The sequence below is a fragment of the Actinomycetospora sp. CA-101289 genome (assembly GCF_050955895.1).
Classification (GTDB): domain Bacteria; phylum Actinomycetota; class Actinomycetes; order Mycobacteriales; family Pseudonocardiaceae; genus Actinomycetospora.
In genome coordinates this window covers 2,841,126-2,868,050 of record NZ_CP192093.1, presented here as the reverse complement: position 1 = coordinate 2,868,050, position 26,925 = coordinate 2,841,126, and the positions used below count along the sequence as shown (strand labels likewise).

General features: G+C 74.9%; 28 protein-coding genes. 19 read left to right on the top strand and 9 right to left on the bottom strand.

The features are described 5' to 3' along the window. The first annotated feature begins 127 nt into the window (after nt 1-127). The 14 genes from ACQPX6_RS14290 (at nt 128) to ACQPX6_RS14225 (ending at nt 10,611) form a co-directional block, all read left to right on the top strand. A complete protein-coding gene (locus tag ACQPX6_RS14290) occupies nt 128-1,135 on the top strand; it encodes a hydrogenase expression protein HypE (protein WP_433788268.1) in 1,008 nt (335 codons plus the stop codon). 11 nt (nt 1,136-1,146) lie between these two features. After that, the gene (locus ACQPX6_RS14285; RefSeq protein WP_433787974.1) at nt 1,147-2,952 is read left to right on the top strand and encodes a nickel-dependent hydrogenase large subunit; all 1,806 of its coding nucleotides are present in this window, start codon (nt 1,147-1,149) and stop codon (nt 2,950-2,952) included. Nucleotides 2,953-2,958: 6 nt separating this feature from the next. Further along, on the top strand, nt 2,959-3,501 hold the full coding sequence (locus ACQPX6_RS14280) for a NifU family protein (RefSeq protein ID WP_433787973.1): 543 nt from the start codon (nt 2,959-2,961) through the stop codon (nt 3,499-3,501). Continuing rightward, nucleotides 3,498-4,148: a DUF5947 family protein gene (locus ACQPX6_RS14275; protein ID WP_433787972.1), complete on the top strand. Its 651-nt coding sequence runs from the start codon at nt 3,498-3,500 to the stop codon at nt 4,146-4,148. Before ACQPX6_RS14280 ends, ACQPX6_RS14275 begins: the two co-directional genes overlap by 4 nt. Beyond that, nucleotides 4,145-4,825: a DUF6084 family protein gene (locus tag ACQPX6_RS14270; RefSeq protein ID WP_433787971.1), complete on the top strand. Its 681-nt coding sequence runs from the start codon at nt 4,145-4,147 to the stop codon at nt 4,823-4,825. Before ACQPX6_RS14275 ends, ACQPX6_RS14270 begins: the two co-directional genes overlap by 4 nt. Further along, a complete protein-coding gene (locus ACQPX6_RS14265; protein ID WP_433787970.1) occupies nt 4,822-6,159 on the top strand; it encodes a hypothetical protein in 1,338 nt (445 codons plus the stop codon). Before ACQPX6_RS14270 ends, ACQPX6_RS14265 begins: the two co-directional genes overlap by 4 nt. Beyond that, the gene (locus ACQPX6_RS14260) at nt 6,156-6,671 is read left to right on the top strand and encodes a hydrogenase maturation protease (protein WP_433787969.1); all 516 of its coding nucleotides are present in this window, start codon (nt 6,156-6,158) and stop codon (nt 6,669-6,671) included. The genes ACQPX6_RS14265 and ACQPX6_RS14260 overlap by 4 nt, the downstream gene beginning before the upstream one ends. Beyond that, complete coding sequence (locus ACQPX6_RS14255) at nt 6,668-6,772, top strand: DUF6893 family small protein (protein WP_433787968.1); 105 nt, start codon at nt 6,668-6,670, stop codon at nt 6,770-6,772. Before ACQPX6_RS14260 ends, ACQPX6_RS14255 begins: the two co-directional genes overlap by 4 nt. Nucleotides 6,773-6,776: 4 nt before the next feature. Next, a complete protein-coding gene (locus ACQPX6_RS14250; protein WP_433787967.1) occupies nt 6,777-7,148 on the top strand; it encodes a hydrogenase/urease maturation nickel metallochaperone HypA in 372 nt (123 codons plus the stop codon). After that, complete coding sequence (locus ACQPX6_RS14245) at nt 7,148-7,423, top strand: HypC/HybG/HupF family hydrogenase formation chaperone (protein ID WP_433787966.1); 276 nt, start codon at nt 7,148-7,150, stop codon at nt 7,421-7,423. The genes ACQPX6_RS14250 and ACQPX6_RS14245 overlap by 1 nt, the downstream gene beginning before the upstream one ends. Before the next feature lie 13 nt (nt 7,424-7,436). After that, entirely contained in the window at nt 7,437-8,591 is a 1,155-nt protein-coding gene (gene hypD / locus ACQPX6_RS14240; RefSeq protein ID WP_433787965.1) for a hydrogenase formation protein HypD, read from the top strand. 86 nt (nt 8,592-8,677) lie between these two features. Continuing rightward, nucleotides 8,678-9,751: a hydrogenase expression/formation protein HypE gene (gene hypE / locus ACQPX6_RS14235; protein WP_433788267.1), complete on the top strand. Its 1,074-nt coding sequence runs from the start codon at nt 8,678-8,680 to the stop codon at nt 9,749-9,751. A 24-nt stretch (nt 9,752-9,775) separates the two neighbouring features. Further along, nucleotides 9,776-10,111 carry a hypothetical protein gene (locus tag ACQPX6_RS14230; RefSeq protein ID WP_433787964.1) on the top strand — a complete coding sequence of 112 codons (336 nt, stop codon included), beginning with the start codon at nt 9,776-9,778 and terminating at the stop codon, nt 10,109-10,111. Next, nucleotides 10,111-10,611 carry a cupin domain-containing protein gene (locus tag ACQPX6_RS14225; RefSeq protein ID WP_433787963.1) on the top strand — a complete coding sequence of 167 codons (501 nt, stop codon included), beginning with the start codon at nt 10,111-10,113 and terminating at the stop codon, nt 10,609-10,611. Before ACQPX6_RS14230 ends, ACQPX6_RS14225 begins: the two co-directional genes overlap by 1 nt. On the opposite strand, the gene ACQPX6_RS14220 is transcribed toward ACQPX6_RS14225, so the two are convergent. From ACQPX6_RS14220 to ACQPX6_RS14200, 5 genes are read right to left on the bottom strand one after another with little or no spacing between them, the layout of a single operon-like run. Next, the gene (locus ACQPX6_RS14220) at nt 10,568-11,239 is read right to left on the bottom strand and encodes a D-sedoheptulose-7-phosphate isomerase (RefSeq protein ID WP_433787962.1); all 672 of its coding nucleotides are present in this window, start codon (nt 11,237-11,239) and stop codon (nt 10,568-10,570) included. The genes ACQPX6_RS14225 and ACQPX6_RS14220 overlap by 44 nt on opposite strands. After that, nucleotides 11,236-11,853: a D-sedoheptulose-7-phosphate isomerase gene (locus ACQPX6_RS14215; RefSeq protein WP_433787961.1), complete on the bottom strand. Its 618-nt coding sequence runs from the start codon at nt 11,851-11,853 to the stop codon at nt 11,236-11,238. Before ACQPX6_RS14215 ends, ACQPX6_RS14220 begins: the two co-directional genes overlap by 4 nt. A 16-nt stretch (nt 11,854-11,869) precedes the next feature. Next, entirely contained in the window at nt 11,870-14,146 is a 2,277-nt protein-coding gene (hypF, locus tag ACQPX6_RS14210; RefSeq protein WP_433787960.1) for a carbamoyltransferase HypF, read from the bottom strand. Further along, nucleotides 14,143-14,358: a HypC/HybG/HupF family hydrogenase formation chaperone gene (locus tag ACQPX6_RS14205; RefSeq protein WP_433787959.1), complete on the bottom strand. Its 216-nt coding sequence runs from the start codon at nt 14,356-14,358 to the stop codon at nt 14,143-14,145. The genes hypF and ACQPX6_RS14205 overlap by 4 nt, the downstream gene beginning before the upstream one ends. Further along, nucleotides 14,355-14,702 (bottom strand): helix-turn-helix transcriptional regulator, encoded by a 348-nt coding sequence (locus ACQPX6_RS14200; RefSeq protein WP_433787958.1) that lies wholly within the window; start codon nt 14,700-14,702, stop codon nt 14,355-14,357. The genes ACQPX6_RS14205 and ACQPX6_RS14200 overlap by 4 nt, the downstream gene beginning before the upstream one ends. Nucleotides 14,703-14,811: 109 nt before the next feature. Between ACQPX6_RS14200 and ACQPX6_RS14195 the strand changes: the two genes are divergently transcribed. After that, nucleotides 14,812-15,462, top strand: a complete 651-nt coding sequence (locus tag ACQPX6_RS14195; protein WP_433787957.1) for a hypothetical protein — start codon at nt 14,812-14,814, stop codon at nt 15,460-15,462. A gap of 13 nt (nt 15,463-15,475) precedes the next feature. On the opposite strand, the gene ACQPX6_RS14190 is transcribed toward ACQPX6_RS14195, so the two are convergent. From ACQPX6_RS14190 to ACQPX6_RS14175, 4 genes are all read right to left on the bottom strand, one after another. Continuing rightward, nucleotides 15,476-16,717, bottom strand: a complete 1,242-nt coding sequence (locus ACQPX6_RS14190) for a hypothetical protein (RefSeq protein ID WP_433787956.1) — start codon at nt 16,715-16,717, stop codon at nt 15,476-15,478. A 13-nt stretch (nt 16,718-16,730) separates the two neighbouring features. Further along, nucleotides 16,731-17,696: a DUF389 domain-containing protein gene (locus ACQPX6_RS14185; RefSeq protein WP_433787955.1), complete on the bottom strand. Its 966-nt coding sequence runs from the start codon at nt 17,694-17,696 to the stop codon at nt 16,731-16,733. A gap of 34 nt (nt 17,697-17,730) precedes the next feature. Next, a complete protein-coding gene (gene aspS, locus ACQPX6_RS14180) occupies nt 17,731-19,545 on the bottom strand; it encodes an aspartate--tRNA ligase (protein WP_433788266.1) in 1,815 nt (604 codons plus the stop codon). A gap of 165 nt (nt 19,546-19,710) precedes the next feature. Then, a complete protein-coding gene (locus ACQPX6_RS14175) occupies nt 19,711-21,309 on the bottom strand; it encodes an Rv2578c family radical SAM protein (RefSeq protein ID WP_433787954.1) in 1,599 nt (532 codons plus the stop codon). A gap of 54 nt (nt 21,310-21,363) precedes the next feature. Here ACQPX6_RS14175 and ACQPX6_RS14170 point away from each other — a divergent pair, with 54 nt between their 5' ends. The 4 genes from ACQPX6_RS14170 (at nt 21,364) to ACQPX6_RS14155 (ending at nt 26,918) form a co-directional block, all read left to right on the top strand. Then, nucleotides 21,364-22,218, top strand: a complete 855-nt coding sequence (locus ACQPX6_RS14170) for an SCO6745 family protein (RefSeq protein WP_433787953.1) — start codon at nt 21,364-21,366, stop codon at nt 22,216-22,218. A gap of 150 nt (nt 22,219-22,368) precedes the next feature. Next, entirely contained in the window at nt 22,369-23,736 is a 1,368-nt protein-coding gene (locus ACQPX6_RS14165; RefSeq protein ID WP_433787952.1) for an acyl-CoA dehydrogenase family protein, read from the top strand. 531 nt (nt 23,737-24,267) lie between these two features. Then, nucleotides 24,268-25,461 carry a YibE/F family protein gene (locus ACQPX6_RS14160; protein ID WP_433787951.1) on the top strand — a complete coding sequence of 398 codons (1,194 nt, stop codon included), beginning with the start codon at nt 24,268-24,270 and terminating at the stop codon, nt 25,459-25,461. After that, on the top strand, nt 25,458-26,918 hold the full coding sequence (locus ACQPX6_RS14155; RefSeq protein ID WP_433787950.1) for a hypothetical protein: 1,461 nt from the start codon (nt 25,458-25,460) through the stop codon (nt 26,916-26,918). Before ACQPX6_RS14160 ends, ACQPX6_RS14155 begins: the two co-directional genes overlap by 4 nt. Nucleotides 26,919-26,925 lie beyond the last annotated feature (7 nt).

Here is a 26,925-nt window from a genome sequence, read left to right as displayed (position 1 = left end):
GTCGATCGTCGCTGTCAGCCTCGTCCCCTGCCGGCGGTCCACCACCCGTCGGCTCGCCCTCGACCAGCTGGGGGACCTCGTGACGACGTTCGCCGATCACCGCGACACCACCGTGCACATCCTCTGGATGAACGCCGGCCTGTCGTGCGACGGGGACTCGGTGGCGCTCACCGCGGCCACCCAGCCCAGCATCGAGGAGATCGCGCTCGGCGCCCTGCCCGGGCTGCCGACGGTCGCGGTGCACTGGCCGCTGATCGACTTCGAGTCCGGCCCGGTCGGCGGCAGCCAGTCGTTCATCGACTGGTTCTTCAAGGCCGAGCGCGGCGAGCTCGACGGGCCGTTCGTCCTGGTCATCGAGGGCTCGATCCCCAACGAGTCGATCAAGCCCGAGGGCTACTGGTGCGGGTTCGGGAACGACCCGCTCACCGGGCAGCCGATGACCACCAGCGAGTGGATCGACCGGCTGGCCCCCAAGGCGCTCGGCATCCTCGCCGTCGGCACCTGCGCGACCTACGGTGGCATCCACGCCATGGCCGGCAACCCGACGGGCGCGATGGGCGTCGCGGACTACCTGGGCTGGGACTGGAAGTCCTCGGCCGGCCTGCCGATCGTCAACGTGCCCGGCTGCCCGGTGCACCCGGACAACCTCTCCGAGACGATCCTCTACCTGCTCTACCAGGCCGTGGGCGACGCCCCGATGATCCCGCTCGACGAGGCCGGCCGCCCGACCTGGCTGTTCGGCGCCACGGTCCACGAGGGCTGTGACCGGGGCGGCTACTACGAGCAGGGCCAGTTCGCCACCGAGTACGGCTCGCCCGAGTGCCTGGTCAAGCTCGGGTGCTGGGGCCCGGTCGTGAAGTGCAACGTCCCCAAGCGCGGCTGGATCAACGGCGTCGGCGGCTGCCCCAACGTCGGCGGCATCTGCATCGGCTGCACGATGCCCGGCTTCCCGGACAAGTTCATGCCGTTCATGGACGCCCCGCCCGGCAGCAAGGTCTCCGGCGCCGCCAGCGGTGCCTACGGCGTGGTCATCCGCAAGCTGCGCGACATCACCGCGCGGACCGTCGACAAGGAACCGCGCTGGCGTGCGAAGGGCCGGCAGCTGCGCACCGGCTACCAGCCCACCGCGTTCTGAGAGGTCGTGCCATGACCGCCACCGCACCGAAGCCGACCACGGCCCAGAAGACCGGCCTCGTGGAGATGGCCTGGGACCCGATCACCCGGATCGTCGGCAGCCTGGGCATCTACACGAAGATCGATTTCGCCGCGAAGCGCGTGGCCGAGTGCCACTCGACGTCGTCGATCTTCCGCGGCTACTCCATCTTCATGAAGGGCAAGGACCCGCGCGACGCGCACTTCATCACGAGCCGGATCTGCGGGATCTGCGGGGACAACCACGCGACGTGCTCGGTGTACAACCAGAACATGGCCTACGGGGTGCGCCCGCCGCACCTCGGAGAATGGATCATCAATCTCGGCGAGGCCGCCGAGTACATGTTCGACCACAACCTCTACCAGGACAACCTCGCCTGCGTCGACTACTGCGAGAAGATGGTCGCGGACACCAATCCCGGAGTGCTCGAGCTCGCCAACCGCACGCCGAGCCCGCACGCCGAGGACCACGGCTTCCGCACAATCGGCGACATCATGCGGGCCCTCAACCCGTTCACCGGGGAGTTCTACCGGGAGACCCTGAAGGTCTCGCGGTACACGCGCGAGATGTTCTGCCTGATGGAGGGCCGGCACGTCCACCCGTCGACGCTCTATCCCGGCGGGGTCGGCACGGTCGCGACGATCCAGCTCTTCACCGACTACATGACGCGGCTCATGTGGTACATCGAGTTCATGAAGCGGGTCGTGCCGATGCACGACGACCTGTTCGACTTCATGTACGAGGCGCTGCCCGGGTACGAGGAAGTGGGGCGCCGGCGCGTCATCATCGGTTCCTGGGGCGCGTTCAACGACCCCGAGCACTGCGATTTCGACTACAAGACCATGACCAACTGGGGACGCAAGATGTTCGTCTCCCCCGGGGTCATCGTCGACGGGAAGCTCGTCACCACCGACCTCGTCGACATCAACCTCGGCATCCGCATCCTGCTCGGCAGTTCGTTCTACCGCGGCTGGGAGGACCAGGAGAAGTTCGTCGACCGCGACCCCCTCGGCAACCCGGTCTCGATGGACCACCCGTGGAACCAGCACACGATCCCGGCGCCGCAGAAGCGCGACTTCGACGACAAGTACTCGTGGACGATGTCGCCGCGCTGGTTCGACGGCACCGACCACCTCGCCATGGACACCGGCGGCGGCCCGCTCCCCCGCCTCTGGGTCACCGCACTCGCCGGGCTGGTCGACGCCGGCGGGTACGTGCGCTCCACCGGCGGCAGCGTCGAGATCAACCTCCCGCGGACGGTGTCGAAGCCGGAGAAGACGTTCACGTGGACGCCGCCGGTGGACAAGCAGGGCCGCCCGCTCTCGAACGCCATCGAGCGCGACCGGGCCCGCACGTACTTCCAGGCCTACGCGGCCGCGGCGGCCATGCACTTCCTCGAGAAGGCGCTCGGCGAGGTCCGCGGCGGCAACACCAAGACCTGGGAGTCGTTCGTCGTCCCCGACGAGTCGGTCAGCGTCGGGTTCACCGAGGCCGTGCGCGGCGTGCTCTCGCACCACATGGTCGTGCGCGACGGGAAGATCGCGAACTACCACCCGTACCCCCCGACGCCGTGGAACGGCAGCGTGCGCGACAAGTTCGGCACGCCGGGTCCGTACGAGGACGCGGTGCAGAACACCCCGATCTTCGAGGAGAACGGGCCGGACGACTTCAAGGGCATCGACATCATGCGGGCGGTGCGCAGCTTCGACCCCTGCCTGCCGTGCGGGGTGCACATGTACCTCGGCAACGGGAAACAGCTGCACCGGGAGACGTCGCCGACCCAGCTGAACCTCCCGTAGGCCCTCGTGGCTCCCCCGAGCGAGGACCTCGACCCCACGACGGTCGCCACCACCATCGCGGAGCTGCTCGACGCCCTGCCCGCCGACTCGCCGGAGCGGGAGGTCGGCGAGGACCTGGTCCGCGTGCTCATGCAGTTCTACGGGGCCGGGCTGGAACAGATCGTGACCGTCGCGCGGCTCGCCGCCGGCGACACGCTGGTCCACCGGCTCGCCGCGGACCCGCTGGTGGCGGCGCTGCTCGCCCTGCACGACCTGCACCCCGTCGACCTGCCGACCCGCGTGGGCCACGGGGTCGACACGGCGAAACGGCGCCTGGGGCACCACGGGTCCGGCATCAGCCTGGCGCGCGTCGACACCCACACCGGCACCGTCCACGTCGCGCTGGCCCCGGGCTGCGGCTCGTCGTCGGACACCGTCCGCGACGTCGTGCGCACCGCGGTCGCGGAGCTGGCGCCCGAGGTCGTCGCCGTCGAATTCGTCGCCGAGCCGGCCGGGCCGGCGCTGCTCCAGATCGGGGTGCGGCCGCCCAGCTCGGTGGCCGGCTCGTGACCGCGTCCCTGCGCCGGTTCCTCACGCCGCGGGTCGACGAGCCGGCACCGACGGTCGAGCGCTGCGAGCTGTGCGGGAACGAGGTCGCGGTCGAGCACCCGCACCTCGTCGACGTCGTCGGCCGGTCGCTCAAGTGCGCGTGCCGTCCCTGCGCGCTGCTCTTCGTCGACCGCACCCGCGAGATGGCCGGCACCGCCTACCGCACGGTGCCCGACCGCTACCTGCACGACCCGGAGTTCACGCTGGCCGACGAGCGGTGGGACGCCCTGCAGATCCCGGTCGGGATGGCGTTCTTCCTGCGCTCGACCCGCACCGACACCGTGGTCGCCTGCTACCCGAGCCCCGCGGGGGCGACCGAGAGCGAGCTCGACCTCTCCGAGTTCGACGACGGGGTCGGCGCGGGCCGGCTCGGCGCGGTGCTCGAGCCCGACGTCGAGGCGCTGCTCGTCCGCCACGACGGCGGGCGCTCGGCGTGCCTCCTCGTGCCCGTCGACGCCTGCTACCGCCTGGTCGGGCTGGTGCGACGGCACTGGCGGGGCTTCGACGGCGGCGCCGAGGCGTGGATCCACATCGACCGCTTCTTCGACGACGCCCGTGCGCGGGCCCGCGACGTGCGGACCCTGCGAGAGGGGGCACAGCGGCGATGACCCTCCCCTTCCCCCGCGCGGCGCCCGGGCCCTCGTTCCGGTTCGGGGTGACCCACGCCGACCACGACCCGCAGGCCGCCGGCCCGACCCTGCGGCTGCACACCACCGTCACCGAGACCACCGGCACCCGCGTGCACGCCCTCGCCCTGCGCGCCCAGATCCGGCTCGAGCCCGCCAGCCGTCGCTACTCCCCCGACCAGCAGGAACGCCTCGTCGAGCTCTTCGGCGACCCGGCCCGCTGGGGCCGCACGCTCAACCCGATGCAGCTGGCGACGGTCTCGACCGTGACCAGCTCGTTCACCGGCGAGCACGCCGTGGTGTTCGAGGTCCCGCTGACGTTCGACACCGACGTCGCGACCACCCGCTACTTCCGCGGGGTCAGCGAGGGCGGCGCCGGGCAGGACGTGCCGCTGCGGCTGCTGTTCAGCGGCACGATGTTCTACGAGGCCCCCGCCGGCGTCCAGATCGGGCTCGTCCCGTGGCACTCGGAGGCGACGTTCCGGCTCCCGGTGGCGGTGTGGACCGCCATGATGGACGCCCACCAGGCCGGGATGGCCTGGCTGCGGCTCCCGGAGCACACGCTCACCGCGCTGAGCGCCTGGCGCGCCGCGCGGGCGCTGCCCACGTGGGAGCAGACGTTCACCGCTCTCCTCGCGGCCGCAGGCGACGAGTCATGAGTACGGACCCCCTCGACGCCGTGGCCGCCGTCGCCGACGCCGTCCTCTTCGAGGGCTACCTGCTCTACCCGTACCGCGCGTCCGCGCAGAAGAACGCGCTGCGCTGGCAGTTCGGGGTGCTCGTCCCGCCGGCGACCGCCGACGCCCTCGCCGAGCCGTCGGCCAGCCGCACCGAGTGCGTCGTCGACCCGCGCGCCGGAGCCACCCTGCGGCTGCGGCTGCGCTTCCTCGGCCTGCAGCGCCGCACGGTCGTCGACGTCGACGGTGCCGAGCACGACCGCCTCGAGGTCGACGGCGTCCCGTACACCGCCTGGGACGAGGGCGTGCCGCGCCAGGTCGACGCCGCCGTCGCGCTCGACGCGCTGGCCGACGCGCCGGTGACCGTCGACGTGACCCTGCCGGCGACCCGGACCGAGGAGGAGATCCGCGACGCGACGGGCACGCTGCGGGCGCGCGTCGTCCGTCGCAGCGACGCCGTGACCGGCCGGGTCGTGCTCGCCACCACGCCGCTCCCCGGCCCCTACGGAGGCCTGCGGCTGCGCGTCGACGTCGTCAACGACACCGACGTCGACCCGGCGACCCCGCGCGGCGAGGCCCTGCGGACCGCCCTGATCTCGGCACACACCGTGCTCGGCCTCGACCGCGGCGCGTTCCTCTCCAGCGCCGACCCGCCGCAGTGGGCCGCGCCCGCCGTCGCGGCGTGCGTCAACGCGCGCAGCTGGCCGGTGCTGGCCGGACCGCCCGGAGACGGCTCGCTACTGCTGGCCACACCGATCATCCTCGAGGACCACCCGCAGCTCGCCCCCGAGAGCCCGACGAACCTGTTCGACGGCACCGAGAACGACGAGATCCTCGCGCTGCGCACGCTCGCCCTGACCGACGACGAGAAGCGCGAGGCCCGGGCCACCGATCCCCGCGCCGCCCACATCGTCGACGCGGTCGACGCGATGGGGCCGGCGATGTTCGAGCGCCTGCACGGTGCGATCCGCCCGGACGGCCGGGCTCCGGACGAGATCCCCACCCTCACCACCCCCGGGACGCCCTGGTGGGACCCCGGCGCCGACGCCTCGGTCGACCCGGAGTCGGACGAGACGTTCGTCGACGGGCACCCGGTCGCGCGCGGCAGCTCCGTGATCCTCATGCCGGGGCGGGGCAGCGACGCGCAGGACGTCTTCCTGCGCGGGTCGGCGGCCACCGTCCAGGCGGTGCTGCACGACGTCGACGGCGGCACCCACGTCGCCGTGTCGATCGACGACGACCCCGGCGCCGACCTCCAGGCCACCCACGGGCGCTTCCGCTACTTCCGCCCCGAGGAACTGGCGGTGCCGTTATGAGGATCCTGGTCGCCGGGGTGGGCAACGTCTTCTTCTCCGACGACGGCTTCGGCTCCGAGGTGGCCCGGCGCCTGCTCGCCGACCCCGGCGCGCTGCCGGCGTCGGTGGACGTCGTCGACGTCGGCATCCGCGGCATGCACCTCGCCTACCAGGTGCTCGACGGCTACGAGGTGCTCCTCGTCGTCGACGCGGCCCCCGGTGACGGCGGACCCGGCACGCTGCACCTCGTCGAGCACGATCTCGGCGCGACCACCGGCGACGCGGCCTTCGACCCGCACGGCATGGAGCCCGACGCCGTCCTCGAGCTCGTCGGCGCGCTGGCCCGCGGGGTCGGCGCGGGCGGGGTGCGCCGCGTGCTCGTCCTCGGCTGCGTCCCCGCCGAGGTCGGCGCCGGCATGGGCCTGAGCCCGCCCGTGGCCACCGCCGTCGACGAGGCGGTCGGCACCGTCGGCCGGATCGTCGCCCACCTGACCGAGCACCGTCCCTTCACCGAGTCGGGAGACCGTCGATGATCAAGAAGATCCTGTTGCTGGGCCTGCTCGGCGGCGTCGGGTGGTTCGCGTGGGAGCAGCGCGACGACGTGCAGCGCTACCTGCGCCTGCGGGCGATGTAGCGCCGTGCACGAGTTCGGGGTGGCCGCCTCGGTCCTCGAGGCCGTCGACGTGCGCGCGGCCGGACGGAGCGTCGACGCGGTGTGTCTGCACGTGGGCGCGCTCCAGCGCCTGGACCGCGACGTGTTCGACCAGGCCTTCGCGATGATCGCCGACGGCGGCGTCGCGGAGGGCGCGGCGGTCGAGGTGGTCGAGGTCGCCGTCGTGGTCCGCTGCCGCGCCTGCGCCGCGGAGGCCACCGCCGGCGAACTGATCACCACGTGCCCGGCGTGCGCCGGCCACGACCTCGAGCTCGTCCACGGCGACGACCTCGTCCTCGCATCGATCACGCTCGCGGACCGGGACGCACCGGCCCGCGCCGAGCAGGAGGTGGGCTGATGTGCCTGGGCATCCCGGGGGAGCTCGTGGAGATGGCGACCGACGACACCGACCTCGCCCTGGTCTCGGTGGCCGGCGTGCGGCGCCGGGTCAACGTCGGCCTGCTCACCGAGGAGGAGGACCTGGCCGTCGGCGACTGGATCCTCATCCACGTCGGCTTCGCGCTGGCCAAGATCGACGAGGCCGAGGCGCAGGCCGCGCTGCAGATGCTGCACGACATGGGGCCGGCCTTCGACCAGGAGATCGCCGACTTCGCCCAGTCCGACGTCGGATAGAGGGGACCAGGGGATGAAGTTCGTCGACGAGTTCCGCGACGCCGACACGGCGCGGTCGGTGGCCGCGCGCATCGCCGAGCTGTGCGAGCCCGGCCGCCGCTACGCCTTCATGGAGGTCTGTGGCGGCCACACCCACACGATCTACAAGCACGGCCTCGAGGACCACCTGCCCGAGTCGGTCCGGCTCGTGCACGGCCCCGGCTGCCCGGTCTGCGTCCTGCCGATGGGGCGGGTGGACGACGCGATCGCGATCGCGCAGGAACCCGACGTGATCATGACCGCGTTCGGCGACATGATGCGCGTGCCCGGCGGCGACGGATCGTTCTTCGACGCCAAGGCCGCCGGCGCCGACATCCGGATGGTCTACTCCCCGCTCGACGCCCTGAAGATCGCGCGCAACAACCCCGACAAGCACGTGGTGTTCATGGCCATCGGCTTCGAGACCACCGCGCCGTCCACGGCGATGACCGTCCTGCGGGCGGCCCGCGAGGGGATCGAGAACTTCTCGATCTTCTGCAACCACGTCACGATCATCCCGGCCATCAAGGCGATCCTGGACTCCCCCGACCTGCGCCTGGACGGCTTCCTCGGCCCGGGCCACGTGTCGACCGTGATCGGTTGCCGGCCCTACGAGTTCATCGCGGCCCGCCACGGCAAGCCACTGGTCACCGCCGGCTTCGAACCGCTCGACATCCTGCAGTCGGTGCACCAGCTGATGCTCCAGCTGCACGAGGGCCGCTGCGAGGTCGAGAACCAGTACAGCCGGGTGGTGCCCTGGAACGGCAACCGGCGGGCGCTCGAGGTCATCGGCGAGGTGATGGAGCTCCGGCCGTACTTCGAGTGGCGCGGCCTCGGGTTCATCTCGCAGTCCGCCATGCAGGTGCGCGCGGAGTACGCGCGGTTCGACGCCGAACGGATCTTCCAGGTCCCGGGGGTGCGCGTCGCCGACCCCAAGGCGTGCCAGTGCGGCGAGGTGCTCAAGGGCGTCCTCGAGCCGTGGGAGTGCAAGGTCTTCGGCACCGCGTGCACTCCCGAGACGCCGATCGGCACCTGCATGGTGTCCTCCGAGGGCGCCTGCGCGGCCTACTACAACTTCGGGCGGTTCAGCCGCGACCGCGTCCGCGCCGGCGGCACGACGATGCTCGCGGACCCGGTGGTGCGGCGATGAGCATCCACCGCACCCCCCCGAACGGCGCCACGGTCCACGCCGGCTGGGCCGAGGAGGCCGTGGCGACGCATGCCGGCGCCGAGCACCTGCGCAGCGAGGAGCAGGTCCTCGAGCGCATCGAGCGGGCCCGGCGGCGCCGGCCCCGCGTGCGCGAGGAGCGGATCACCCTCGCCCACGGCGCCGGCGGCAAGGCGACCCACACCCTCATCGACGCCGTGTTCGTCGAGGCCTTCCGCAACCCCGTCCTCGAGCAGCTCGAGGACGGAGCGTCCCTGCAGGTGGGCGAGGCGCGGCTGGCGTTCACCACCGACTCCTACGTCGTCTCGCCCCTGTTCTTCCCCGGCGGGGACATCGGCGACCTCGCCGTGAACGGCACGGTCAACGACCTCGCGATGTGCGGAGCACGCCCGCTGCACCTCTCGGCGGGGTTCATCCTCGAGGAGGGCTTCCCGGTCGCCGACCTGCGGCGGATCGCCGGCTCGATGGCCCGCGCGGCCGCGGCGGCCGGGGTGCAGATCGTCACCGGGGACACCAAGGTCGTCCCGCGCGGCAAGGCCGACGGCTGCTTCATCACCACCGCCGGGGTCGGCGTCCTGGAGCGGCCGGTCACGCTGAGCGCCACCGCCGCCCGGCCGGGCGACGCCGTCATCGTCTCCGGGCCGCTCGGCGACCACGGCATCACGATCATGCTCGCCCGCGGCGAGCTCGACATCGAGGCCGACCTGTCCTCCGACACCGCTCCGCTGAACGAGCTCACCGCCGGTCTCCTCGACGCCGCCGGCGACGGGGTGCGGGTGCTGCGCGACGCGACCCGCGGCGGGGTCGCGACCATCCTCAACGAGATCGCCACGGCGTCGCAGGTCGCGGTGGTGGTCGACGAGGCCTCGGTGCCCGTGCGCGAGGTCGTCACCGGCGCGTCCGAGCTGCTCGGGATCGATCCGCTCTACGTCGCCTGCGAGGGCCGCCTGGTCGCCGTGGTCGACGCGTCCCGCACCGACGCGGTCATGGCCGCGCTCCGCGCGCACCCGCTCGGCGACGGTGCCGCCGTCATCGGGCACGTCGCCGACGACCCACCCGGGCTGGTGCTCCTGCGCACCGCGTTCGGCGGCACCCGCATCGTCGACATGCTCGTCGGCGACCCCCTCCCGCGCATCTGCTGAGGCCGTAGGCCGAAGGAGGCCGACATGAAGGAATCCGAGCAAGGCGCCACGAGGGCGTTCGACGCCTCGAACGCCCCGCCCCCGGGCCCGGGCCGCGAGCCCTCGCGTGAGGAGGCCGAGGGGATGAAGGACACCGAGACGCGCCCGAAGGCCCCCCTCGGGGTCGGCGAGAGCCTCAGTGCCCGCGCCGAGGACATCGCCCGCGAGGCCGAGGAGGAGCGGGGGTCCGACCGCGAGGGCACGAAGGGCGCGGGACGTCCCTACGGGAGCGGGGACTCCCACGACGCCGACGGCGTCGAGCCGAACCCGTCGGTGACCCCGGGGAGCCCGGACCTCGGGCCGGGCGACCAGGGCAGCTGATGTCGGGAGGACCTGCGCCGACCGCCGTCGCTTCCGGCGGCGGAGCGCCGTTCGTCCTGCCCACCCGGGCCTCCGGCACGGTCAAGCTCGACGCCACCGGCACCGGAGGGACCCTCTCGGTCTTCGAGCTCGTCATGGAGTCCGGCGAGGGGCCGGGTGTGCACGTGCACCGGCGCGAGCACGAGCTGTGGTACGTGCTCGAGGGCGAGTTCCGGTTCCTCCTGGGGGACGAGCTGGTCCACCAGCCGACGGGCGGCCTCGCCTTCGGCCCCCGCGGCACGCCCCACACGTTCCAGAACACCGGTGCGGGGACCGGACGATTGCTCGTGGTCACCGCCCCGTCGGGACTGGAGGAGTTCTTCCTCGCGTACGACCGGCGGGCGACCGGTCCCCACGACGCCGAGGCACTCGAGGAGGCGGCCCGTGTCGGCGGGCTCGACTTCGTGGGCCCCCCGCTCAGTGTCTCGGCGCCGACGTCCCAGAGACCGCCCGGAGGGTGAGCTCACCGAGCACCTGGTAGACGGTGGTCTGGGCCTCCTGGATGCGGTGCACCGACGACGAGGGCATGACGAACAGGTGGTCGATCGTGTCGACCTCGGCCATCCGGCCGCCGTCGTACCCGGCCAGCCCGACCGTGAGCATGCCCTGCCGGCGCGCCTGCGCGAACGCGCGCAGCACGTTCGACGAGTTCCCGCTGGTGGACAACCCGAGGGCGATGTCGCCGGGCCCTCCGGACGCGGCGAGCGGGCGGGCGAAGACCACCTCGAACGACACGTCGTTGGACAGGGCCGTGAGCACGGCGACGTCGGCGGTCAGGGCGATCGCGGGCAGGCCCGCGCCCGGGTCCCCGGGGGCGGAGAACATCTCGGCGACCGCCTGCGCGTCGGTGCTGCTGCCGCCGTTCCCGAACGAGAACAACCGCCCGCCCGCGGCGAACGCCACCGCCATCGCGCCCGCGCAGGCGACGAGGGCGTCGGCGTAGGTGGCCAGCACCTGCTCGCGCAGCGCGGCGATCTCCGACACCTTCTCCCGCGTCGAGCGGCGGACCTCGGCGAAGACCTGCTCGACGGACTGCCCGTCGTCCCCGTCCGCGTAGAGGAACGGGTAGAGCGACTCGATCCCGCTCACCGCGCGGTCCCCCGCTCGAGGAACACGTGCGCCAGCTCCCACAGCACGTGGTACATCGTCACGTGCATCTCCTTGACCACGAAGGGGTCGGTGGACCGGACGCGCAGCAGGTGGTCGAGGCGCGGGGTCGGGCGTTCGGCGGCGAGCGCGGCCACCGCACCACCCTCCCCGCCGACCAGCGCCACGGCGAGCAGGCCGTGATCGTGGGCCTCACCGAGGGCGCGGGCCACGTTCGGGCACCGCCCGTCGACGGAGATGCCGACGGCGATGTCGTCGGGGCGGGCCTGGGCGCGCAGGGGGGCGGCGAAGGTGTCCTCGAAGCCGGAGCGCCGGGCGATCCCGGTCAGGGTCGCGGGGTCCGTGACCAGCGAGACCGCCGGGAGTGCGCGCTTGCCCACGATCACCGGGTGGACGAACTCGACGGCGAGGTGCGCGGCGTCCGCGGCCGCTGCGCCGTTGCCGAAGGTGATCAATCGCCCGCCGCGGGCGAAGCGCTCGGCCATCGCGTGGCAGGCGTCGGCGATGCGCTCGGCCTCCTCGGCCAGCGCCGTGGTGGCCGGTGTCCGGCGGGCGAACGCCGCCACGGCGTCCTCCCGGGTCAGCGTCGTCGTCATCGGTCGACCTCCGTCGTCAGGGGGCTGTCGGTGAGGGGGCTGTCGGTGAGGGGACGCACGCGGCGACGGCGGCCTGCCCGAGGCTCAGGCCGCCGTCGGTGCAGGGGACGCGCTCGTGCACCAGGACCTCGAGGCCGGCGGCCTCGAGCCCCGTGCGGACGCGCTCGAGCAGGACGAGGTTGACGAACACCCCGCCGGACAGGGCCGCGGTCGTCACGCCGTGCTCGGCGGCCGCGTCGAGCGTCGCGCGGACCGTGGCGTCGGCGAGACCGTGGTGGAAGCGCGCGGCGACACGGCCCCGGCCGACGCCCGCCCGCACGTCGGCGACCACCGCCGCCACGAGGTCCCCGACCGGGATCACGCCGTCGATCGCCTCGCCCACCGGGTACGCCGAGCGCTCGGCGGGGTCGACGCACTGCTCCAGCTCCACCGCGGCCTGGCCCTCGTAGGTGGTGGTCTCCCGGACACCCAGCACGGCCGCGACGGCGTCGAACAGCCGCCCGGCGCTGGAGGTCCGCAGCGTCGACGCCGACCGGGCGAGCGCCGCCACCGTGTCCCAGCGCTCCTGGCGCCGGGCGACCGCGAGGTCCGACCCGGACGCGCCGAGCCACGCGGCCGCCATCCGCCACGGCGCGCGGACCGCGGCCGCCCCGCCGGGCAGACCGACCGTCTCGAGGTGCCCGACCCGCCGCGCCGAGCGCAGCGACGCCAGCAGCAGCTCCCCGCCCCAGATCGTCCCGTCGGGGCCCCAGCCGGTGCCGTCGAAGGCCACGCCCAGCACCGGCGGGTCGTCGGGGCCCCAGCCGTGCTCGGCCAGGCACGCCGCGACGTGGGCGTGGTGGTGCTGGACGCCGACCGCCTCGAGGTCGTCCCGGTCCCGTGCGTACTTCGTCGACAGGTACTCGGGATGCAGGTCGTGCGCGACGACCTCCGGCACGACGTCGAAGAGGCGACCGAGGTGGGTGACCGCGTCGGTGTAGGCGCGCAGGGTCGGCAGGTTCTCGAGGTCGCCGAGGTGCGCCGAGAGGAACGCCCGCCGTCCCGTGGCCAGGGCGATCGTCACCTTCTGCTCACCCCCGCAGGCGAGGACCGGGCGGTCGACGGGGAACCCCAGGGCCACCGGCTCGGGGGCGTACCCCCGCGCCCGGCGCACCGGCAGGAGTCGCCGGCGGGCGACGCGCACCACCGAGTCGTCCACGCGGGTGCGGATGGCGCGGTCGTGGGTCAGGAAGCCGTCGACGAGAGGTGCCAGCCGCTGCCGGGCGTCGTCGTCCCGGTGGGCGATCGGCTCGTCGGAGACGTTGCCACTGGTCAGGACGAGCGGCACGCCGACGTCGGCGGCGAGCAGGCGGTGCAGCGGGGTCGGCGGGAGCAGGACGCCGAGCTCGGCGGTGCGCGGGGCCACCGCGGGGGCGACGGCGGCCCCCGCGCGGCGCGGGACCAGCACGATCGGCCGCTGCCGCGAGGTCAGCGCGCCCGCGACGTCCGGGTCGAGCACGACCAGTTCCGTCGCCGCGTCCAGGTCGGCCGCGAGCACCGCGAACGGCTTGTCCTCGCGGTGCTTGGCCGCGCGCAGGCGGGCGACGGCGTCGGCGTCGTCGGCCCGCACCGCGAGGTGGTAGCCCCCGAGCCCCTTCACCGCGAGGATCTCCCCGCGCCGCAGCCGCGCCGCCGCCCGTGGGAGGACGTCGTCCGGCGCCCCGTCGAGGCGCAGGGTCGGCCCGCAGTCGTGGCAGCACACGGGCTGGGCGTGGAAGCGGCGGTCCGCGGGGTCGTGGTACTCCGCCGCGCACTCCGGGCACAGGGCGTAGCCGGCCATCGTCGTGGTCGCCCGGTCGTAGGGGACGTCGCACACGATGCTGAAGCGCGGACCGCAGTTGGTGCAGGAGATGAAGGGGTGCCGGTGGCGGCGGTCGGTCGGGTCGTCCAGCTCGGTGAGGCAGTCCGCGCACGGGGCGGTGTCGGCCGAGACCATCGTGCGCGGTCCGCCGGCGCCCGTCCCGCTGGCGACGATGAGGAAGCCCGGCGCTCCGGTCGGGGCCACCGCGGCGCGGTGCACGCTCTCCACGACGGCCAGCGGCGGCGGGTTCGCGCGCAGCGCGGCGACGAACGCCTCGACCGCTCCGGGCGCGCCCTCGACCTCGGCCACGACACCGGAGGCGTCGTTGCCGACGTACCCGTCGAGCGCGAGCCGGGCGGCGAGCCCGTGGACGAAGGGCCGGAACCCGACGCCCTGCACGATCCCGGTGACCGCGAGGTGCACCCGGACGCGGCGTCCGTGCGCGACGGTCACGGCGGGCCCAGCGCCGCGATCGCCTCCCCGGCGTGCACCAGCACGACGTCGCCGACCGCGGCGTCCACGAGGGCGACCGACACCTCCTCCTCGCCGGCCCCGGTGTCGACGCGGGCGGTGCCGTCGGGGTGCAGGGCGAGCACCGTGACGCGGACGGCCTGGTCGGAGCACGTGATGCAGACGGGGCCCTCGCAGCCCAGGGGCCCGGTCACGAGGTCGCCTCCGTCCCCATCGCCCGCCCGCAGCGCCCGAGGAACGAGTGCAGGAGCTGGTGGGTGGCCTCCAGGGTCTCGACCTGGCGCCGCAGGTTCTCCGCCCCGGCCCCGGTCAGCGCGTAGGTGCGCCGCGCGGGGCCGGTGGCCGGGATGCTCCACGTCGAGCGGACCAGTCCCTCGCGCTCGAACGACCGCAGCGTGCGGTAGACGCCGCCGGCGTCGGTGTCGTCGATCAGCGACGCGTGGAGGCGCTCCACCAGATCGTAGCCGTGCGCGGGGCGCTCGTGCAGGAGCAGCAGCAGGCACGGCCGCAGGAAGTTCCGGGGTTCGCACTCGCCCATGACGGCCCCCTGGACAGGGTCCCGGGGGCCAGGGGATCCGTTGCTCGTGTGGTGTGGATCACATAGTGTCCTCTCCACGACGCGACGTGACAACCCCGGGCGGTGAGCGGTGGAGGACGCGACGAGGGCCCTGCTGGGTCTCTGGGACGTGGCCGACGCGAACGTGCGCGCGCTCGCCCCGGGTGACTGGGCGCGCACGCTGCCCGGGGCCGGCCCGGGGCCCGCCGACGTCGCCGAGCTCGCGGTCCACCTCACCGGGGTGCACTACGCCGGACCGGACACGCTGCGCGCCGCCCTCGGGGCCGCGCGGCACCGGGCCGTCGCCCAGCTCGCCGACCGCGTCGCGGGCGACCCGGTGCTCGGCGCCCAGTGCCTCGACATGTGCCTGCACGTCCACGACCTCACCGCGGCCCTCGGCGCCCCGGCCGACCTGCGCGACCACGAGCCCGCCGCCCGCGAGGCGTGCCGGCTCGTCCTGCGCGTGCTGCCCCGCCTGCTGGTCGCCGCGGTGGGCGCCGACGACGCCACCCTGCGCCTGGCGGTGCGCGCCGGCGACGACCGCGCCGTGCACGTCAGCCACGGCCACGTCGTCCCCGCCGACGGCGACACCGTCGACGCCGTCGAGATCGACCCCGGCGGGCTGCTGCTGCTGCTGACCGGACGCCTCGACGCGGAGTCGCTGCGCGCGGCGGGCGCGCTGGACTGGTCGGGGCCGGCGGCCGACGCGTTCGTGCACCGCGCGCGGCTGCTCGCGGCCTGACGCGCGTCGGGCCTCAGACCCTTCGGAACGCCGGGTAGGGCGGCAGGACGGCCTCCCCGCCGTGGCGCCCGAGCGCCCCGACGACGGCCGCGGCGAGCTCGGCGACGGCCACCAGGCCGGCCTGCCCGGCGTCGACGCCGAGGCGCCGCCACAGCGCGCTGAGCACCGCGGGCGCGTCCTCGCCCGGGTCGGCCACGACGACGCGCGCCGCCGGGCCGGCGTGCCGGGCGCCGACGACGATGGGCAGCAGGGCGCGGGTGGAGAGCCACACCCAGAGCACCTCGGCCTGCAGCACCCGCTCGCGCAGCACGTCGGGGTCGGCCATGTCGGTCCACACGGGCGTGATCTCGGCCTGCCAGGCCGCGACCATCGCCTCGGCCATGCCCGCCGGCTGCGCGCGGGCCTTGCCGCCGCTCGGCAGCGGCAGGCGCAGGGTGGCCGCGGTGAGGGCGACGTCGCGGAAGCAGCCCCACTCGAAGTCGAGGAACCGGGCGCCGCTGCCGGTGAGCAGGCAGTTGTCCGGGCGGATCTCCGCGGGGCTGAACGCGCGGTAGCCCGACCCCCCGAGCAGCCGCGCCGCCGTGCGCGCCTCGGTGACCGCGGCGGGGGCGGCCTCGACGCGCAGCAGCTGGGCGAGCTGGTCGGGCACCTGGGCCAAGGCGGCGCGGGCGTCGTCGGCCAGCGGGTCGCGCCAGGCGCGCTCCCCGAAGCGGCGCAGCAAGGCCCGGAAGTCGTCCTCGCGGCCCGCCGTCGCCGCCTGCATCCGCCCCAGCGAACGCGCCCAGCCCAGCAACGCTCGCTCGGCGGCCTTGGGGTCGGGCTCGTGCAGGCGGTCGGCCAGCGTCGAGCAGCGCCCGAGGTCCTCGAGCACGAGCAGCCGGTGCGTCGGGTCGTTGGCCACGAGCATCGGGCTCGCCCGGTCCTCGGCGGGCATGGCGGTGAGCAGCTGGCAGGACGCGGCCTCGTAGCGGAAGCGGTCGGTGCTCTGCTCGCCGGTGCCGGGCTCGTCGAGGTAGTGCTTGAGCACCAGCGTGCGGGGCAGCGAGAAGGGGTCCTCGGCCACGCGCACCCGCACCACGAGCGAGCGCGCGCTGCCGCCGAGGTCCACCGGATCGGCCAGCCGCACCGTCGCGCCGTGGCGCCGCGTGAGCACGTCCTCGGCCAGTCCGACGACTCGGGCGAGGTCGCCGGAACGGTCCGCGTCGGGGGCACGACCGTCGGAGGTGCCGGCGTCGTCCGTCGTCAGGGGAGCCATCAGCCGAGGGACTCTACCGGTCGCTCGGCGCCGAAGGGAGGGATTCGGGCAGGCCGCGTCGCTGCCGGGAGGCCCGGACGACGACGAGGACGACCACGCCGGCGAGCACGACGCCCGCGACGTTGACGGCCAGCTGCAGCAGTGAGCTCGCCGCGCGGATCCAGTCGCCGAGCACCACCGCGACCGCCGCGAAGCCCGCGGCGGGCACCGTCGTGACCGAGATGAACACGCCCACCAGCACCCCGGTGTTCTCGCCCGCGATCAGCGCGACCATGCCCGCGACCCCGGCCAGCAGCGCCACGAGCAGCGAGAACGGGCCGACCTGGTAGATGAAGGCGACGCCCGAGAGGTTGGTGAGCGCGTCCTCCGGGATGAGGTCGACGCCCGCGGCCCCGGACGCGCCGAGCGCCGTCACGGCCACGGCGATCGCGAACCCCGCGCCCAGCGCCAGCCCCGCGGTGCGGGCGAGCGAGCCGTCGCGGCGCACCAGCGCCACGGCCAGCGCCGCCAGCGGCCCGAACTCGGGCCCGAGCACCATCGCGCCGACGACGGTGACCGGGGAGTTGGTGACGACGCCGATCGCAGCGAGCAGGCACGCGATCGTCAGCATGATCACGAACGTGACCGACAGCCGGGCGCCCTGCCCGGTGCGCGCGAGCAGCTCGTCCCACACGATCGCGTCGACGCCCTCGCCGGGCGCGGCCTCCTCGGCGCGGTCGGCGGCGTCGGAGATCACGGTGTCCAGGGTCTCGAGCACCACCCCGCCCCGGCGCACGCATCCCAGCTCGCGCAGGGCCCCGAGCACCTCGTCGACCGACTCGCGGGCGAGGTCGGCCTCGACGACGTCGCCCGGCGGGTCGACCGCCGCGCCGCGCAGGCGCACGACGTGCACCGCGCCCGGCTCGGCGGCGAGGACCTCGAGCACGCACTCGACGACGCCCTCGTCCTCCTCGGGGCACAGCACCCGCAACCGGATCACCGGTCCACTCCCCCCACGGTGTGCCCGGGACCGGTCACTGCACCGGGCGCTCGGGCGGCTTCACCGGCGCCGCCGGCTTCGTCTGTGTCCCGGGTGCCGGAGCGTCGACGCCCGCCTCCTTGCGCTGCAGCGCCGTGATCGGCGCCGGGGCGGCCGTCAGCGGGTCGTACCCGCCGCCGGTCTTGGGGAACGCGATGACCTCGCGGATCGAGTCGACCCCGGCGAGCAGCGCGCAGATGCGGTCCCAGCCGAACGCGATGCCGCCGTGCGGGGGCGGGCCGTAGGCGAACGCGTCGAGCAGGAAGCCGAACTTCTCCTGCTGCTGCTCGGGGCTCAGGCCCATGAGGGCGAAGACCCGCTCCTGCACGTCGCGGCGGTGGATACGGATGGACCCCCCGCCGATCTCGTTGCCGTTGCAGACGAGGTCGTAGGCGTAGGCCAGCGCGTGCTCCGGGTCGTCCTCGAAGCGGTCGATCCACTCCGGGGTGGGCGAGGTGAACGCGTGGTGCACCGCGGTCCACGTCCCCGAGCCGACCGCGACGTCGTCGGTCGACCCGGCGCGCTCGAACAGCGGGGCGTCGACGACCCACACGAACGACCACGAGCCCTCGGGGATGAGGTCGAGGCGGCGGGCGATCTCGCCGCGGGCGGCGCCGAGCAGCGCGCGGGCCGCGGGCGGCTCGCCGGCGCCGAAGAAGATGCAGTCGCCCGGGTTCGCGCCCGCCGCCTTCGCGAGGCCCTCGCGCTCGGCGTCGGTGATGTTCTTGGCCACCGGGCCGGTGAGCGTGCCGTCCTCGCCGACGAGGACGTAGGCGAGGCCCTTGGCGCCGCGCTGCTTGGCCCACTCCTGCCAGCCGTCGAGCGTGCGGCGCGGCTGCGACGCCCCGCCGGGCATGACGACGGCGCCGACGTAGGGCGCCTGGAACACGCGGAACGGGGTGTCCGCGAAGTAGGCGGTGAGCTCGGTGAGCTCGAGGTCGAAGCGCAGGTCGGGCTTGTCCGAGCCGTAGCGGGCCATCGCCTCGAGGTACGGGATCCGCGGGATCGGCGTGGAGATCGTGTAGCCGGCGAGCTCTGACCACAGCGCCCCGATCACGGCCTCGCCCAGGGCGATGACGTCGTCCTGGTCGACGAAGCTCGCCTCGATGTCGAGCTGCGTGAACTCGGGCTGGCGGTCGGCGCGGAAGTCCTCGTCGCGGTAGCAGCGCGCGATCTGGAAGTAGCGCTCGAGCCCGGAGACCATGAGCAGCTGCTTGAACAGCTGCGGGCTCTGCGGCAGCGCGTACCAGGACCCGGGCCGCAGGCGCGCCGGGACGAGGAAGTCGCGGGCGCCCTCGGGGGTCGAGCGGGTCAGGGTCGGGGTCTCGACCTCGACGAACTCGCGGTCGGACAGCACGTCGCGGGCGATCTTGTTGGCGCGGCTGCGCAGCCGCAGCGCCGACGCCGGGCCCTCGCGGCGCAGGTCGAGGTAGCGGTGGCGCAGGCGGACGTCCTCGCCGACCTCACCGTGCTCGTCGAGGGGGAAGGGCAGCGGCGCGGACTCCGAGAGCACGGTGAGCGCGGTGGCGCTGACCTCGACGCCGCCGGTGGCCAGCTCCGCGTTCTCGCTGCCGGCCGGGCGCTGCTCGACGACGCCGACGATCTGGACGCAGAACTCGGCGCGCAGCCGGTGCGACTCCTCGGCGACGTCGCCGAGGCGGAAGACCACCTGGACGATCCCGGACGCGTCGCGCAGGTCGATGAACACGACCCCGCCGTGATCGCGGCGGCGGGCCACCCATCCGGCGAGGGTGACGGTGGCGCCGACGTGCTCGGCGCGCAGCGTGCCGGCGGGGTGCGTGCGCATCATGGTGCGGTGGTGCTCCTGGGTCGCGGGGTGTCGGGTGTGCACCGAGCAGTGCACGGGTGCACACCCGACGAGGTTATCCGCGGCGCCTGTTCCCCTCCCCGCGCACCCGCCCCGCCCGCGTCGGGGCGACTCCGCTCCCCCGGCCCCGGTGGGGCGCGCTCCCGCTCAGAGCAACGAGAGCTGCTCGGGCGGCGCCGTGACCACCGCCGCGGGCACCGCCGGCGGCGGCATCGCGCCGTCGGGCCAGCCGCCCTTGCCCTCGCGGCCGTCGATCCCCTCGCCGTACCCCTGGCGCCCGCCCATCGCGTGCCCGCCGCCGGCGAGCCCGTGGCGCTCGAGCAGCGGCCGGACCCGAGCCGCGAGGTCGCGCCGGTAGACCGCGTCGACGTAGGCCCCGCGGCGGTAGAGCGCGGCGTAGCGCTCGATCAGCTCCGGGTGCTCGCGGGTGAGCCAGGCGTGGAACCACTCGCGCGTCCCGGGGCGCAGGTGCAGCGCGAGGACGCTGGCGCCGCTCGCGCCGGCGCCGGCGATCTCGCCGAGCAGGGCGTCGAGGGCCTCGTCGGTGTCGGTGAGCCCGGGCAGCACCGGCGCGACGAACACGCCGCACGGGAGGCCGGCGTCGCGGATGCGCCGCACGAGGTCGAGCCGGGCGCGCGGCGTTGGCGTGCCCGGCTCGACGCGGCGGTGCAGCTCGGGGTCGAGCAGGGCCAGCGACACCCCGACGCCGACCGGGACGTCGCGGGCCGCGGCCGTGAGCTCGGGCAGGTCTCGCGCCAGCAGCGTGCCCTTGGTGAGGATCGAGAACGGCGTGCCCGACGCGCCGAGGGCGCGGATGATCCCGGGCATGAGGGCGTAGCGGCCCTCGGCGCGCTGGTAGGGGTCGGTGTTGCTGCCCATCGCGACGTGCTCGCGGGCCCACCGCGGGGCGCGCAGCTCGCGGGCCAGCACCTCGGGCGCGTTGAGCTTGACCACCACCTGGCGGTCGAAGTCGTCGCCCGCGTCGAGGTCGAGATAGGTGTGGGTGTTGCGCGCGAAGCAGTTGTGGCTGATCACCCCGTCGGCCACGAAGTCGCCGGTGCCGGTGGTGAGGTCGCACAGCGGGCGCTCGCCGGGCAGCTCCTCGATCGCCGCGACGGTCCGTCCGCCCGGCGCGTCGCCCGGCGGCGGGGGCGCGACGGGCGCCTCGCCCGGCCGGCGGAAGGCCTCGTCGGCGAGGGTCTCGGCCCCGACCAGCGCGTCGCCGACCACCAGGTGCGGCCGCGCGTCGCCCGCGCACCCCTCGGGCCGCACGTGCACCCAGCCGCGGGGCGTGAGGAAGCGGTGGTCGGCGCTGGCTACGAGCACGGTGCCGTCGGCCAGGCGCACCCGCCAGGCCTGCTTCGTCGTGGTCCACGCCGCGTGCACCGGGGTCGGGACGAGGCTGCGCGCGTCGCCGCGCATCGCGGTGCCCACCACCAGGTCGCCCACGCGGACGTCGGCGAGGCGCACGCTGGTGCCGTCGACCATCAGCACGGGGGTGTCCGGGCCGAGGCAGTAGGTGCAGGCGTGGCTGCAGCCGCGGTACGGGTTGACCGTCCAGCCGAAGGGCATCGGCGACGCCCCGGGCACCCGGTTGAGCACCGAGCGCGCCCGCACCTCGTGGAAGGTGATCCCGGCGAACTCCGGCGTCCGGACGCTCCGCACCAGGCCCTTGAGCGCGGGCATGCCCGGCAGCTCCTCGGGCCCGCTCGCGACCTTCTGCTCGTCCCACCGCACGCCCACCATTCGAACACGTGTTCGATGCTGCGGCAAGCCGCGGACACGAGGACGATCCTGCCCGTGGACGACGCCCGGCGCCTGTGGAGCCTGCTCGAACCGCTGCACGCGGTCACCTACTTCACCGTGGAGGCCCGCACGGCGTCCGACGCCGTCGGACTGCGCGGGTTCTGGATGGCCTACGCCGCCCAGCGGGCCGCGCCCCTGGGCGCGGTGGGTCCGGAGGTCGCGCACGCGTGCTTCCACGGCTTCCACCGCCTGCGCCTCGAGCGCGCGCTGCCCGACGCCTGGGATCTCGCCGATCCCGCCCGCTGCCTGACCGCGCGCTCCGCCGGGGCCGGCGCCGCGCTGCACCGGCTGCTCGGGGAGCAGGTGGCGCACCAGCCGGAGGTGGCCGAGGCCGCCGCGCTGGCCGGCGAGGCCGCGGATGCCGCCGACACCGAGGGCCGCGTGCTCGGCGCAGCGAACCAGGCGCTCCCCCGCCCCGACGAGCCGGTCCGCGCCCTGTGGCAGGCCGCGACGACGCTGCGCGAGCACCGGGGCGACGGCCACGTGGCCGTGCTCGTCGCGAGCGGCCTCGGCCCGGTCGCCGCGCACCGCCTCAAGGCCGCCGCCGGGGAGCTCAACGGCTCGACGACCCGTCAGGCGCGACGGTTCGACGACGACGCCTGGGCCGCGGGCGCGCGGGAGCTGCGCGAGCGCGGCTGGCTCGACGACGCCGACCGGCTCACCGAGGCGGGGCAGGCGGGGCACGCGGAGATCGAGGCCGCCACCGACCGGCTCGCGGCGCGGCCCTGGGCGGCCCTCGGCCGGGAGCGCACCGACCGCCTCGCGCACCTGCTCGTGCCGCTGGTCGACGCCGTCGTGGCCGGGCACGCGTTCCCGCCCGGCAACCCGATCGGGCTCGTCCGGCACTGAGCTGCTCCCGGGCCGCCCCGGGCTCCGGTGTGTTGTTTCGGTACTTGCGGTACGCGGTACCTGACGACAACATCACGGTGGAGCAACGGTCGCGAGCAACAGGAGGTGCCCGGTGGTCGAGACGACCCAGCGGCGGCAGGGAGTCCCCCGATGAGCTTCACGCTCGAGCTGACCCCGGCCCACCACGAGCTGGTCCGCCGCGCCCACACCTTCGCCGAGGAGGTGATCCGCCCGGCGGCGGCCAAGTACGACGCCGCCGAGGAGTGCCCCTGGGACATCGTCGACCGGGCGGCCCAGGACGGCTTCTACAGCCCGCTGTTCTACGCCGACCTCATCTCCGACCCCACCGGGCTCTCGCTGCCGCTGTTCCTGGAGGAGATCTTCTGGGGTTGCGCGGGCATCGGGCTGACCGTCGTCCTGCCGGCCCTGGCGCTCTCGGCGCTCAACCAGGCCGGGACCCCCGAGCAGCTGGTCCGCTGGGCGCCGGAGATGTTCGGCGAGCCGGGCGACATCAAGCTCGCCGCCCTCGCCGTCTCCGAGCCCCAGGGCGGCAGCGACGTCGCCAACCTGCAGACCCGCGCCCGCAAGGACGGCGACTCGTGGGTGCTCGACGGCGAGAAGATCTGGATCGGCAACGGCGGGATCGCCGACGTCACGATCGTCAACGCCGTCGTCGACCCCGAGCTGGGCACCAAGGGCCAGGCGATGTTCGTCGTGCCCAAGGAGACCCCGGGCATGGAGCAGGTCCGGCGGCTGCGCAAGCTCGGGCACCGGGCGTCGCACACCGCCGAGCTGAAGTTCGACAACTGCCGCATCCCCGCCGACCAGCTGCTCGGCGGCGAGGACAAGCTCGAGCACAAGCTGGACAAGGCCCGGCGCGGCGAGGGCAAGCCCGCGGCGCTCGGCACGTTCGAGCAGACCCGTCCGATGGTCGCCGCGATGGCGCTGGGCGTGGCACGGGCGGCCTTCGAGTACGCGTGCGACTACGCGCGGGGCCGCGAGGCGTTCGGCGGCCCGATCATCGGCAACCAGGGCGTCTCGTTCCCCCTGGCCGACCTCGCCGCCGACATCGACGCCGCCCGCCTGCTGACCTGGCGCGCGTCGTGGATGGCCGCCAACGGCGTCCCGTTCCAGGTCGGCGAGGGCTCGATGTCCAAGCTCAAGGCCTCGGAGGTCGCCGTGCGCGCCGCCGAGCAGGCGGTCCAGACCTGCGGCGGCTGGGGCTACGTCGACGACCTGCCGGTCGAGAAGTGGTACCGCGACGCCAAGCTCTACACGATCTTCGAGGGCACCAGCGAGATCCAGCGCATGGTGATCGGCCGGACGCTCTCGGAGCCGGAGTCGACCGAGGCGCCCGTGCACCACCGCCTGCCCGGCGACAAGCGGGGCCTCTCGCGCAAGTTCGGCCACGGCTCGCTGGTCCGGGCCCGCGCGGGCGAGGTGTTCATGAAGCTGGCGAACAAGGCGCCCGAGAAGGTGACGCGCCTCGGCGGCAAGCTCGCCTCCCCGGGCGGCTGAGCCGCCTTCCTTCTCGCGCGCCTTGTGCCAGCGTGGCGGCCACGCTGGCGTTGGGTGCCAGGAAAGCCCCCACCTCGACCTCCCCCCAGGTCCGGCGCGGGGCGGGGTCCCGGCGAAGATGGCGGCGTGACCTCCTCCCGGCCACCGGATCGGCACGCCCGGTCCGGGGCCGTGGAGCCCGTCGCTCGCCGGCCCGCGCGTGACCCGGCGCCGGACGCGGCCACCGGACCGATCGCGGTGCCGCCGGACGAGCCGAGGTCCCCGCGACGTCGCGAGGTGGGCACGCGGACCGACGACGAGGACGGCGCGCAACCCGCGGGACGGCGTCGTGCGGGACGGCGTCGTGCGGGACGGCGTCGTGCGGGACGCACCGGCGATCGAGCGGGCGGATTTCCTGGCACCCAACGCCAGCGTGGCCCCCAGGCTGGCACGACCACCACGCGAACCACGCCCGCGGCGGAGGCCACGGTCGGGCACGGGCACGGGCACGGGCACGGGGGCGGCGACCTCGAGGGCGTCTCGGCGCGGCGGGTGCGCCGGCTGCTCGCGCTCCTGCTCGCACCGTTCGCCCTCGCCGTGCTCGCGGGCCTGGTCCTGCTCGCACCGTCGCCCGGCGAGTACGCGGCGGTCGTCGAGGGCGCGCGCACCGGCCAGTCCGCCCATGGCGTGCCCGGGCTCGGCGGGCAGACCCCGGTGGACGGCGAGGTCCTGCGCGCGGCCGGGGAGTCCGACTGCTCCGACCCCAACCTGCCCTCCCCCGGGCCCGGCGAGGGCTGCGTCGCCGTGACCGTCCGCCTCGCCGAGGGCCCGGCCGCGGGCACCACGATCGCCACCCTCGCCCCGGCCTCCCCCGGCTCGCCGCGCTTCGCGGTGGGCGACCCGGTGGTGCTCTCGTGGGCGGGCGGCGACCCCACCGACCCGCTGACCTACACCCTCGTCGACTTCCAGCGCGGCGCGCCGCTGTGGCTGCTCGGCGGGCTGTTCGCGCTGGCCGTGGTCCTGCTCGGCCGCTGGCAGGGCCTCTTCGCCCTCGTCGCGCTCGGGGTCACCCTCGGCGTCCTCGCCGTGTTCGTGCTGCCCGCGCTGGCCACCGGCTCGCCACCGGTCCCGGTCGCGCTCACCGCCTGCGGGCTGATCGTCGGGGTGGTCCTCCCGCTCACCCACGGCCTGTCGGCCCGGACGGCGACGGCCGCGCTCGGGACGCTGGCGAGCCTCGGGCTCATCGGGGTGCTCGCGCTCTTGTTCTCCGCCGCCGCGCGCCTCACCGGGCTCGGCGAGGAGGCCTCGGAGCTGGCCGGGGTGCTCGGCGCGGGCCTCGACGTGCGGGGGCTGCTGCTCGCCGGCGTGGTCATCGGCGCCCTCGGCGTCCTCGACGACGTCACCGTCACCCAGACCAGCGCCGTGTGGGAGCTGCACCGTGCGAACCCGGCCGCTCGGCTGAATGACCTCTATGGTGCCGCCATGCGTGTCGGTCGGGACCACGTCGCCTCCGCGGTGAACACGCTGGTGCTCGCGTACGCCGGGGCGGCGCTGCCCCTGCTGCTGCTGTTCGCGCTGGCGGGGCGGGGTCTCGGCGACCTCCTCACGGCCGAGGACGTGGCGCAGGAGGTGGTGCGGACCCTGGTCGGCAGCATCGGGCTGGTCGCCTCGGTCCCGCTGACCACCATCCTCGCGGCCGTCGTCGTGCGCGCCGTCAGCTCGAGCCATCGGGGTGTGCCCGCATGACCCGTCCTGCCCTCCCGCGCGCGGTCGACCCGGCCCCGGCGCCGCAGGGGGTCCTCGACACCGCGCGGGCCCTCGTCGTCGCCTCGACGCGCACAGCGATCGAGCTGACCCTGCACGGCCCGTCCATCGTGCGCGGCCTCGCCGACATCGCCCGCACCGGCGCCGGCACGGCCGCGGACCTCAGCCCGCTCGTGGTCGACGCGCTGCGCGCCGTGCCCCGGCTCGTGCGGCTGCTCGAGCAGCTGGCGCCGGTGGCGTCGGGGCTGCAGCACACCCTCGACGAGATCGCGCCCGACCTCACCCGCCTCTCCTACGCCGTCGACGCCCTCGACCGCCTCGGCGGCGCCGTCGACGACCTCCACGCGCTCGCCCGCGCCGTGCCGACCCTGGCGCGCCTCGCCGAGGCCGTGCCCGCCCTCGACCGGCTCGCCGAGGCCGGGCCCGCGCTGGTCCGCCTCGGGGAGGCCACCGACGACCTCCACGCGCTGGCGAGCGCCGTGCCCGCGTTGCAGGCCATCGCCGCCGCCGCACCCGACATCCACGCGCTGAGCGAGGCCGTCCCGGCGCTCCAGGAGATCGGCCGGGCCCGGGGCGACATCGCCACCCTCGCGAGCGCGGTGCCCGCACTGCAGGACATCGGCGAGGCCCGCGGCGACATCGCCGCGCTCGCCAGTGCGGTGCCCGCCCTGGCGCAGCTGGGCGAGGCGGCGCCCGTGCTCGAGCAGCTGGCCGGCGTGGTCCCGGCGCTGCAGCGGATCAGCGACGCGGCGGGCGAGCTCGAAGCCCTCGCGGGCGCGGTGCCCGCCCTGCAGGACATCGCCGCCGCCGCGGTCCACCTGGGCACGCTGGCCGGCGCCACCGACGACCTCGCGACCCTCGCCGGCGCCAGCGGCACCCTCGAGCAGATCGGGGGCGCGGTGCCGGACCTGGGACGGATCGCCGACGCCACGGGCACCATCGAGCGCATCGCCGACGCCGCGCCCACGGTCGCCCGGCTCGCCGACGCGGTGCCCACCGTCGTCGCGCTCGCCGAGGCCGTGCCGACCCTCCAGGCGCTGGCCGGCGCCACCGACGACCTGCACGCGCTCTCGTCCGCCGTCGACGACCTGCACCAGCTCGCCGAGGCCGCCCCCGCGCTGCAGGCGATGGCGGGCGCGGTCGACGAGATCCGCAAGCTCACCGGCGCCATCGACCACGTCGAGGTGCTCGCGCGCCACGCCGACACCACGTTCCCCGACGTCCCCCCACGCCTGGCCAACCTCGACGCGGCGCTGTCGACCGCGGCCGGCGAGCTGCAGAAGGTCAGCCCCGACCTGCGCACCCTCGCCGGGCGCATCGACAACCTCGACGAGCAGATCAAGGTGCTCGCCGACGCCCTCGCCCCGCTGCAGGGCACCACCGAGCGCCTCGGGCGCGTCGTCGACCGCCTCCCCGGACGCAAGCGGGGCGACCAGTAGCGCCGGC